Source organism: Symmachiella macrocystis (assembly GCF_007860075.1).
GTDB classification, from domain to species: Bacteria; Planctomycetota; Planctomycetia; order Planctomycetales; family Planctomycetaceae; genus Symmachiella; species Symmachiella macrocystis.
On the sequence record NZ_SJPP01000001.1, the window covers coordinates 3,138,637 to 3,149,008 of the forward strand.

Annotated in this window: 8 protein-coding genes; 5 read left to right on the top strand and 3 right to left on the bottom strand. The window is 56.4% G+C overall.

Annotated elements, in window-relative coordinates:
- Window positions 1-45 precede the first annotated feature (45 nt).
- From CA54_RS12095 to CA54_RS12110, 4 genes are all read left to right on the top strand, one after another.
- Window positions 46-2,505, top strand: a complete 2,460-nt coding sequence (locus tag CA54_RS12095; protein ID WP_146372370.1) for a sodium-translocating pyrophosphatase — start codon at window positions 46-48, stop codon at window positions 2,503-2,505.
- A 100-nt stretch (window positions 2,506-2,605) separates the two neighbouring features.
- Window positions 2,606-3,022 (top strand): ribosome silencing factor, encoded by a 417-nt coding sequence (rsfS, locus tag CA54_RS12100; RefSeq protein WP_146371018.1) that lies wholly within the window; start codon window positions 2,606-2,608, stop codon window positions 3,020-3,022.
- Between the two features lie 45 nt (window positions 3,023-3,067).
- The gene (argS, locus tag CA54_RS12105; RefSeq protein WP_146371019.1) at window positions 3,068-5,029 is read left to right on the top strand and encodes an arginine--tRNA ligase; all 1,962 of its coding nucleotides are present in this window, start codon (window positions 3,068-3,070) and stop codon (window positions 5,027-5,029) included.
- Between the two features lie 192 nt (window positions 5,030-5,221).
- Window positions 5,222-6,805, top strand: a complete 1,584-nt coding sequence (locus CA54_RS12110; RefSeq protein WP_146371020.1) for a vWA domain-containing protein — start codon at window positions 5,222-5,224, stop codon at window positions 6,803-6,805.
- A 390-nt stretch (window positions 6,806-7,195) separates the two neighbouring features.
- Here CA54_RS12110 and CA54_RS12115 read toward each other — a convergent pair whose 3' ends face one another.
- A complete protein-coding gene (locus CA54_RS12115; protein ID WP_145379618.1) occupies window positions 7,196-7,465 on the bottom strand; it encodes a hypothetical protein in 270 nt (89 codons plus the stop codon).
- 223 nt (window positions 7,466-7,688) lie between these two features.
- Here CA54_RS12115 and CA54_RS12120 point away from each other — a divergent pair, with 223 nt between their 5' ends.
- Window positions 7,689-8,129 (top strand): hypothetical protein, encoded by a 441-nt coding sequence (locus CA54_RS12120; RefSeq protein WP_146371021.1) that lies wholly within the window; start codon window positions 7,689-7,691, stop codon window positions 8,127-8,129.
- Window positions 8,130-8,140: 11 nt separating this feature from the next.
- Here the strand turns inward: CA54_RS12120 and CA54_RS12125 are convergent, their stop codons facing one another.
- Window positions 8,141-9,259, bottom strand: coding sequence for a glycosyltransferase family 4 protein (locus CA54_RS12125; RefSeq protein WP_146371022.1), 1,119 nt, complete (start codon window positions 9,257-9,259; stop codon window positions 8,141-8,143).
- A gap of 61 nt (window positions 9,260-9,320) precedes the next feature.
- A complete protein-coding gene (locus CA54_RS12130) occupies window positions 9,321-10,277 on the bottom strand; it encodes a DUF6807 domain-containing protein (protein WP_146371023.1) in 957 nt (318 codons plus the stop codon).
- Window positions 10,278-10,372 lie beyond the last annotated feature (95 nt).

The following is a 10,372-nucleotide window of genomic DNA, read 5'->3' on the forward strand; positions in this document are numbered from 1 at the left end:
GATGCTAACGCGGCGCTCGGTGCCTCGAATCAGGTCTCTGGCGCCATGATATTCATGATTTGGTGCCTTTGCTTTGTCGCTTCGATAGCGGCTTTGTGGTACGCCAAGAAATTCTACGACTGGATGATCACCCAGGACGAAGGCGACGAGGTGATGGTCAAAATCGCCGGTCACGTCCGTGACGGTGCGAACGCCTACCTGAGACAACAATATAAAGTCGTGACGATATTCTTCATCGTCACCGGGATCATTCTGGGAATTGTGGCGTTCGTCTTTAAAGCCCAGCACCCGATTGTTCCCTTTGCCTTCCTGACCGGCGGTTTCTTTTCTGGTTTGGCTGGTTGGTTCGGTATGAAAACGGCAACGCTCGCCAGTTCGCGGACCGCTCAGGGAGCCAAGAATTCACTTAACCAAGGCCTGCAAGTCGCTTTTCGTAGCGGTGCAGTCATGGGACTGGTGGTGGTTGGACTCGGTCTGATCGACATCACGCTTTGGTTTGGCGGTCTGTATTACATTGCTCCTATGATGGGCTATCACTTTAGTTTGGAAGAAATCACCGTCACCATGCTCTGCTTTGGCATGGGAGCCAGTTGCCAAGCGTTGTTCGCACGCGTGGGCGGTGGCATCTTTACCAAAGCGGCTGATGTGGGTGCCGACTTGGTTGGTAAAGTCGAAGCTGGAATTCCTGAAGACGATCCGCGGAACCCCGCGACGATCGCCGACAACGTGGGAGACAACGTGGGAGACGTCGCCGGTATGGGGGCGGATCTCTACGAATCCTATTGTGGCTCGATCTTGGCGACCGCGGCTTTGGGCGTGGCGGCATTTCAGGGTCACCTAAAAATGCAGGCCATGATGCTGTTGTTGCCGTTCGCTATTGCAGCAGCGGGAATCGCAGTCTCCATCTACGGTGTCTTCCTCGTCAAAACCGAAGAAGGAGCCTCGCAGCGTAATCTGTTGGCCGCCTTGGCTAAGGGGATTAACATTTCGAGTGCGTTGGTCGCCGTAGTGACGGCGGTACTCGCATTTTTCATCTTGTATCTACCCTCAACCGGCGATGTCGGCGAAATCCTGGAAACTGCAGGAATGCCGCATGGGTGGGGATTGGCATTTGGTGTGTTTATTGCCGTGGTGACCGGTCTGGTCGCCGGAATCGGAATCGGCAAATGGACGGAATACTCTACGAGTGAAGAATACGCCCCCACAAAACGAATCGCTGACCAAGCCGTCACAGGACCGGCCACAGTCATCATCGCTGGTGTTGCTGAAGGTTTCTACAGCGTCTGGGTTCCGATTGTTATCGTGGGTGCTGCTATTCTCGTCGCCTTCGGTGCCTGCACCGGTTTTGACTATGCCAACGCCGATACGTTTGCTTTGGGGCTGTACGGAGTCGGTATTGCCGCTGTCGGCATGCTCAGTACGCTGGGCCTGACCTTGGCGACTGATGCATATGGGCCAATCGCCGACAACGCGGGTGGCAACGCGGAAATGAGCCACCAAGATCCGATCGTTCGCGAGCGGACCGACGCCCTCGACAGCTTGGGTAACACCACGGCTGCGACTGGAAAGGGCTTTGCCATCGGCTCAGCTGCCTTGACCGCCTTGGCACTGTTGGCCGCTTACGTCGAGGAAGTCCGTATCGGTTTCGACCGCTGGGTGGAACCCTCGATTGTGGGAACAGAAGGCGAAGGCACGGTCAAAAAAATTGCCAGCGGGTTGCTCGCGACAAATTCGAAAGAAGAAGGTGGCAAAAACGAAGCTTGGTTGGTCTTCCCGCCGACCGTTAAAGAGGAACACCGGGACAAAGACCTTCAAGCACTCATTGACCTCAAGCCAGGCGATTCCACGACTGTCGACCTCGATAAGTTGGCGAATCAAGGCTATATCGTGAATAACCGCTTTGCCAAAATCCCAGACTTTGTTCGCTATTACAATGTCACCGTCATGAACCCGCGGGTACTGGTCGGCATGTTTGCCGGTGTGGCCTTAGCGTTCGTGTTCTGTGCAATGACCATGAAAGCTGTGGGCCGCTCTGCGGGTGCGATGGTCGAAGAAGTTCGCCGACAATTTCGCGATATTCCAGGAATCATGGAAAGCGAAGCCGAACCGGACTACGCAGCCTGTGTCGCCATTAGTACGGCGGCCGCACAGCGCGAGATGGTTCTGCCGGCAGTCATGGGCTTGGTCGCCCCGATTGTGGTCGGATTGCTGTTGGGCGTGGCTGGAGTCATGGGCATGCTGGCTGGCGGACTGACCTCCGGTTTTGCCGTCGCTATTATGATGGCCAACGCTGGTGGTGCCTGGGACAACGCCAAGAAGTACATCGAAGCGGGTGCCCACGGTGGAAAAGGGACTGATGCTCATAAAGCCACCGTGGTGGGAGATACTGTTGGCGATCCGTTCAAGGATACCAGCGGTCCCAGCTTGAATATCTTGATCAAATTGATGAGTATGGTTTCAGTGGTCTTCGCCGGCCTGATTGTGAAAATGGCGTTGGGCATGTAGCCTGGCGACGTTTCTAGCAGAACCGGCCGCGAACCATCGAAACGTGTCCTCCAGACAAATCACGTTTCTAACTGAAATGGCTCCGGCCGGAATTGGGGAGATGAAGACGATTACGACTGAATCCAGTGAACCGCAAAACAGCGCTGCACAGGAGCGCGCCTTACAGTTGGCGTGCGGCTGTGCACGCGTGGCCGATGATTATCGCGGCACCGATACGGTCGTGCTGAATCTGACTTCCGTGACACGGATTGCGGACTACTTCGTGATCACCACAGCCACCAGTCGGCGACAGATGCACGCCATCGCCGATGAATCGAGCCGCATGATGCGGAAGTCCGGGTCGCAGCGGATCGGAACCGAGGGGTACGACGGCGATTCCTGGGTGTTGCAGGATTACGGCGACGTCGTCATCCATGTCTTCAATCCCGAGACCCGCACGTTGTATGATCTGGAACACTTGTGGGCCGATGCGGAAAAAATCGACTGGCAGTCGGTCCCCCTCGACGACGCTGAGTGATCCCTCCGTGATCGCAGCGATGCTGACCCTCTGCCAAAGGCCGCTATGAACGTCCTGAAACAACTCCGCGACCAATTTGAGTCCGCGCTCAATAGCTACACCGACGATGCACCGCAGTTCGCTGCAATGATCAAACCGGCCGGCGACCCGAAGTTCGGTGACTATCAAGCCAACTGCGCGATGCCATTGGGCAAACAGGTTGGAAAGAATCCACGAGAATTGGCCGCTGAACTGGTTGCCAGCGTCGATCTGGACGAGCTGTGCGAACCGCTGGAAGTCGCCGGTCCAGGTTTTATCAATCTTAAACTGCGCGACGAATGGCTGGAAACGGCCGTCAACAATCTGGTCAACGACGAGCGCCTCGGCGTCGAGCCGGTCGCCCAACCGCGCAATTTCATCGTCGACTACTCCGCCCCCAATGTCGCCAAACCGATGCACGTGGGGCACCTCCGCAGCACGGTGATCGGCGCTGCTCTGTACCGCATCCTCTGCAGTCTGGGCCACAATGTCGTCGGTGACAATCACATCGGCGACTGGGGGACGCAGTTTGGCATGATCATCTACGGGTACAAACACTTCCTCGACCAGTCGGCTTACGAGGAAGCTCCCGTGCTCGAGTTGTCGCGGCTGTATCGTCTGGTGAATCAACTCAGCGATTACCACGCCGCCGCCACGCAACTTCCGCAACTGCGCGAGACTTTGGCAGAGCGCGAAGCCACTTTAACTGCGGCCCAACAGGACGCCGACCCCAAAGACAAAAAAGCAAAAAAAGCGGTCAAGCAACTCACCAACCAAGTCGTCGGACTGCAGGATAAAATCAAAGTCGCTGAAAGCAAAATCGCCACAGTCGGTGGCGACGCGACACTCAAGGCCCTGGCTGACGCAGATCCCCAGATTGCGACCGCTGCCCGCAATGAAACCGCCAAACTGCATGCCGGGGATGCGGAAAACCGGGCGTTGTGGGACCAGTTCATTCCGCTCTGCTTGGAAGCACTGCAGAGCGTCTATGATCGGATAGAAATCCATTTCGACAAGTCGCTGGGCGAAAGTTTCTATCAACCGATGCTGGCCGACGTCGTCGCCGACCTGCAGGCAAAAGGGATTGCCCGCGAGAGTGAAGCAGCGATTTGCGCATTCGTCGAAGGCTTCGATGCCCCGTTTATCGTTCGCAAAACCGACGGAGCGTTTACGTACGCAACCACCGACTTGGCGACGGTCAAATACCGCATCGAGGAGTTGAAGGCCGACTCTATCATCTACGTCGTCGATGCTCGCCAAGGGGAGCACTTCAAGCTGCTATTTGAAACAGTTCGTAAATGGGGCTACGACCAGACCGAGCTTCAGCACGTCAGTTTCGGCACGATCCTCGGGGATGATCGACGTCCTTTCAAAACGCGTTCGGGCGATACGGTGGGGTTGGAGTCATTGCTGGACGAATCGATCGCCAAGGCTTATACGATTGTCAGTGACAACGACGATGCCAAGCCCAACGGTGCGGAACTCGATGAACCGGAGCGTCGTCGCATCGCAGAGATCGTCGGACTGGGCGGCATCAAATACGCCGACCTGCACCACAATCGCGACAGCGATTACGTCTTCAACTGGGACAAGATGCTCGCCACCACCGGTGATACGGCGACATATATACAATATGCTTTCGCCCGCGTGTGCGGTATTCTCCGTCGTGCTGAGGTCGACCGGGAGTCGCTGCGACAGTCCGGCGCCGTCATTCGACTCTCCCACGAGTCTGAACGGCTACTCATATTGTCGCTATTGCGATTTCCCGAAGCGCTAACGCAAGCGGCGGCGGAATATCGGCCGAATTATCTGACTGAATATCTGTTCAAGACCGCCGGTGTGTTCAGCGGGTTTTTCGAGCATTGTCCCGTGGTCAATGCGGAAACGGACGACCTGCGCAACAGCCGTTTATTGCTGTGCGACCTGACTGCCCGCGTGATCGCTCAAGGTCTTGAGCTGCTCGGCATCCACACCAGCGAGCGGATGTAAACGGCTCGGTTTGCTCCCCGTGATGGTGATCCACACTGCGCGGATTCTCTAAAAAATGTGAATCTCCGGGAATTATTTCTCGCTGCGGCGCATCTCTAATAGATAGCCAATGCCGGTCGCGCTCAATGCTCGCACCGCGACGCTAACTTCTATCGAACACGGGCACCTCACAATTCTTGAGGAGGGGATGCGATGCGCTTTGTTCTGGTCCTGCTGGGCACGATGTGTATGGTTGGTTGCAGCTACGAGGTGAATCAACCGATGGACGCAGAGAGAAAGGCGGCATCGATTGATGTCCAGTCCATGACACAAAGCTGTGCTCTCAGCGACACAGATTTTAGCGGCGAAGCCTACGACCAGATTGTTGAAAACCGCTTCCTCAATGCCGCGGTCAATCCCCTTTCGACGTTTTCGATCGACGTCGACACCGCTTCCTACTCCAACGTTCGCCGCTTCTTGAAACAAGGGCAACTGCCACCGGCTGGGGCGGTGCGGATTGAGGAAATGCTGAATTACTTCCCGTACGAATACCCTCCTCCCAGCGGCGACGAACCGTTTTCTGCCAGTATCGAAATGGCGGGTTGCCCCTGGAATTCTGCACACCGTTTGGCGCGCATTGCACTAAAGGGGCGGGAAATCAACAGTGCGCACCGCCCGGTCAGCAATCTGGTGTTCTTGCTAGATGTCTCCGGGTCGATGGCCGAACCCAATAAACTTCCGCTCGTCAAATCGGCGATCAAAATGCTCGTCGACAACTTCGGCGAAAACGACCGCGTGGCGATCGTGGTCTATGCGGGCGCATCGGGATTGGTGTTGCCCTCCACGACCGGCGATCAACGCGATGTGATTCACGACGCCCTGGAGCGGTTGAATGCCGGTGGCGGGACCAACGGCGGGGCGGGTGTTGAATTGGCCTACAAAGTGGCGGTCGAAAACTACATTGCCGGCGGCGTCAATCGCGTGATTCTCTGTACCGACGGTGATTTCAATATCGGCACCACCAACCAAAGCGAACTCGTGCAGTTAATCGAAAGCAAAGCCCAAAGTGGTGTCTATTTGAGTGTGCTGGGATTTGGCATGGGGAACTACCAAGACTCCACGCTGGAAAAATTAGCCGACCACGGGAATGGCAACTACGGTTACATCGATACGCTCAACGAGGCCCGCAAGGTGTTCGTTGAACAAATGACCGGCACGCTGATCACGATTGCCAAAGACGTGAAGATCCAAGTCGATTTCAACCCGGCGCGCGTCGCTGGCTACCGGCTGATCGGTTATGAAAACCGTATGCTGCAAGCGGAGGATTTCCAGGATGACGCAAAAGATGCCGGCGAAATTGGTGCGGGGCATACGGTGACCGCACTCTACGAAATTGTGCCGGTCGGCAGCGAGACCCCCCTGCCCCAGGTCGACCCGTCGCAATACCAGGAAACGACGAGTCCAGCTGCAGTTGCTAATGAGTTCGAAGTGCTCACGCTGCGGTTGCGTTACAAAGATCCCGACGGCAGCGACAGTCGCGAGTTGCGGTTCACACTGCAGCACAGCGACAAGTCGTTTGCGGAAGCCTCGCCCGATTTTCAATTCGCAACAGCAATCGCCGCCTTTGGAATGCTGTTGCGTGATTCGGAACATCGCGGTACAGCCACGCTCGACGCGGTTTTGGAAATTGCCCGCGCCAATCTGACCTGGGATCCCCACGGGTACCGCGCGGAGTTTGTAGAACTCGTCGAACGCGCTCGGTCGTTAAAGGCCGGCAATCAATTGAGTAAACTCTAGCCGGTTTGTGAACGGAGAAGCACAGCCAGTGCGCGGATCTCTCCGTTTACCAATGCATCGACCGTGCTACGCAAGCCGCTATTGGCTCCAGTCCTCTCTGCAAAGATGTGCGTCGCGACGCGCTCACAAGAAAGAAAAACCTCACGCAAAGGCGCGGAGACGCAAAGAGTTATCTTTTGAAGATTGAGGTGTTGTGTCACATTGAGGGGTCGCGTGCGGCTTGGTTGGAAACAGGTATTACTGTTTTATCTACACGGGATTTCAACGGTTTCCTCTTTTCCCTTCTTTGCGGCTCAGCGTCTTTGCGTGAGTCCTTTTTTTAAAGGCGCATCTCTCGGCTTACGAAGAAAGGTGCGTCGCGACGCACCCTACGGTGTGTTGTTGCCATCCTTAGAATGGGGGTTGGAAGCCCATGACTTGGAATCGTGGTAGGTCGATGATTTCGGTGATTTTTACGGCGCTAATTGATTCGTAAGCCAGCATCACTTTTCGGCCGCCGACCGCATCGGGTTTGTCTCGTTCGAACAATACGATGCCGCCCGAAATCATAAAATCGACGAAGGGGATCGTCTCCTGGAACTTTGTGACTAATAGCCCTTTACGCGAGATCGAGTCAGGCCAATTCTCGAACAACATTTTCCAACTTTCCGATGTCTCCATGATTTTCGTCCGTGAGTTCGTTGATTTAAGGAATTCCACAATGCAGTCCGGCTATGCTGCCGCGCTGCGATAGCGCGTATGTTAACGGAATTCCACGTGACCGGAAGAGCGATCCCCCGTCCGCCCCGATGCTTCATCGGGCGGCAATATGAGCGATGTAAACTGACTAGGAGCAGAGTGCCATTTCAGGGTAAGATTGTCTTGGAAAGGCTCCCCGTTGAAAATGAATAAAGCGTTTGTCAAAGAACCCGAGGATCATGGCGACCGCTGTCCGGCTTGCGGAACAGCCGGGCACGCTGTTTATCGGGAGACGCTTGCCGTCCATTTGCCGGAGGAGTTGCGGAACCAAATCAGCGACGCCGCCTTTTTTTGCCCGCATCCCCCCTGCTCTGTCGCTTATTTCGATCAGTTGGAACGCACGATCGCAGCCAAGAGTCTCTTGCAGCCGGTTTATCCCAAGGATTCCGCTGCGCCGATCTGCCCCTGTTTCGGGCTGACGTGTGATGAGATCGAAGAGGCTGCCCTGAGTGGCGATGTCGCTCAGGTACGGGAACATCTGCGGCGTGCTGCCACCGAAGAAGCCCACTGCGTCACAGCGGCGGCTGATGGCCAATCGTGCGTTGCCAACGTGCAACGTCATTTTATGCGTTTCCATGGCCAATGATTGGCCGACCTTCAAGGGATGTGGCGTTCCGTCTGTTTCATCCAAACATCACGCAATTGCGTGGCAGCGCGGTCAATCGTGAAATCAGCTTCAATGCGCGCGCGAGCGGCCGCTCCTAGTTGGCGTCGCTTGTTTTCGTCGCTGAGGAGTTCACCCATAGCGGCTGCGAGCGCTGCTGCGTCATCGGCTGGTACGAGCAGTGCGGAGTCTCCATTAGTCAGCATTTCCGCCGTGCCGCCGACATCGGTCGCCACAATCGCCCGTCCACAGGCAGCGGCTTCTAAGAGGACACGGCCAAACGGTTCTTGCCGCGCCGGATGCACGAGCAAATCGATCTCTGTCAATAACTGCAGCACGTCGTCCCGCACCCCCAAACGGTGCAAGCGCCCGGCTGGAAATCGTCCCGCAAGCGACTCGTCAAAATCGATGTTCTCTTGTTTGCAGGAGTTCCGTTCTCCGATGAGCAAATAGTGCACGTCAGCGAATTCCGGCGGCAACGCCCGCGCCGCTGCCGCCAAGACATCCTGCCCTTTGCGGAGTCCAATCTGTCCAATTGTCGCAATGAGCAACGTCTGCGGCGGCAGTCCTAATTCTTGGCGGAGCCAACCGCTGGCCGCGCGCGGTTGGAAAGCGTCCGTATCGATGCCGTTATGAATCACCCGCGATCGTTCCTCGGAAAGTCCCTGCTGGACATGGAACGCGCGCGTCGCTTGCGAGACTGCGACGATCTGCGTATTGCGATTCAGATCCGTAATCGCTGCACGGCTTAGCCGCAAAATATCGCGAATGTGGGCCGTACAAGGGATCTGCAACTGCGCGGCAATCGCACCGGTCAAGCGTCCCATGGCGAGACTGTTGGCATGAACTAAATCCGCTCCAATTTGCGCAATCACCTCGAGGAGATGGGCCATGACCGCGTCCCGCGTGAGGCGTTGCCCAGTCGCGTCGCGCAGACGTAGTGGAATCAGTTCCCACCCGCGCTTGAGAATCGCCGCCGCCAACGGACCCTCTTCGGGCGCCAGCATCACAAAATCGGTCGCCTCGGTCCGCAGCGTATCCAGCACTGCCAACATCGACCGCTCCCCGCCATTGAGCGTCGGATATTCAAAACAAATCGCAATGCGTGGCATGGAATTCAACTTCCACAAGGAGTGGCGAGAGGCGCTATGCGTTCGCTTTCAAAAACAGCTTTCACGACGCATTCGGCGATTGCGTTTCGTTTAGATAATTACGATAAGCGGCTGCGGGCGCGTACTGCTCTGCGCTGGGGGTGTCGTGTATGAAGACACCAAAACGTAGCCGCAGGGTTTCGCTCGGTTTGACGGCAACGGAACTCTTGTCGCCGCCGGTGAGTGCCTTGCGGCCGAAAGGGTTGGCCAGCATCAGGCCGTAGTCGCGGACGTGAAACCAACTGCGGCGGAAATTGTCCGGGTGCGGCATGACGGTCAGGCCCACGTGGCGGTCGTTGATGGTGCCGCTGTAGTCACACCAGTCGGTCGCTTTGCCCCAGACTTGTTTCTCGTCTTTGTGCCCGTCTGCATTCAGAATTTGGCCATTTCCCCCTTTCACACGCAGTTTACGATTCACGCGGACGCCGAAACCGAGTTCCTCTTGATCGCCGAAAGCAAACGGACCGTCGTCGTTGGCGAAGGTGGAGTCGCTGGCAAGCAAGTATCCGCCCTCTTGAGGCACGATCGTGTAGCGACGGGTTTCGGTGCAAATGAGTTTGCCGTCATGCCGGTATTCGTTTTTCACCGCAAACATCCCGCGGCCGTTTTTGACGTGCGGTTTTTCTACAAAACCGGCATGCACGACCTGGGCGCGATTTCGCCAAAAGTCCGCACCGTTGATATCGCCAAAGGCCAGCCAGATCCCCGGATGCATCGTGCCATGATCCCCCCCTTCGCTCTGCGGATCGATGGGGTGTTTCCGTGTGACACGTATGTTGCCCGGCGTATGGACGTTGGAGAAATAGGGACGCAGCGTAGCGTCATCTTGGTAGACATAGGTGAGGGCGGGCTGTCCGGAAATCTGGACGTCGACTTGCCCCGGTCTTTCATGAAAGCTGACTGCAGACTCCGCAGCAAACGCTCCAGCGCAATGGCTGAGGATGAGGACCATTGAGAGGGCACAGGTTGGCTTCCACATGGGTGACTCCTAAGGTGAATCAACGAATTGTCGGCAATAGTCGAGTGCTGGCTGTTGACGCGGAGGCGTAGTATACCAGTCCCGGTACCTGTTGT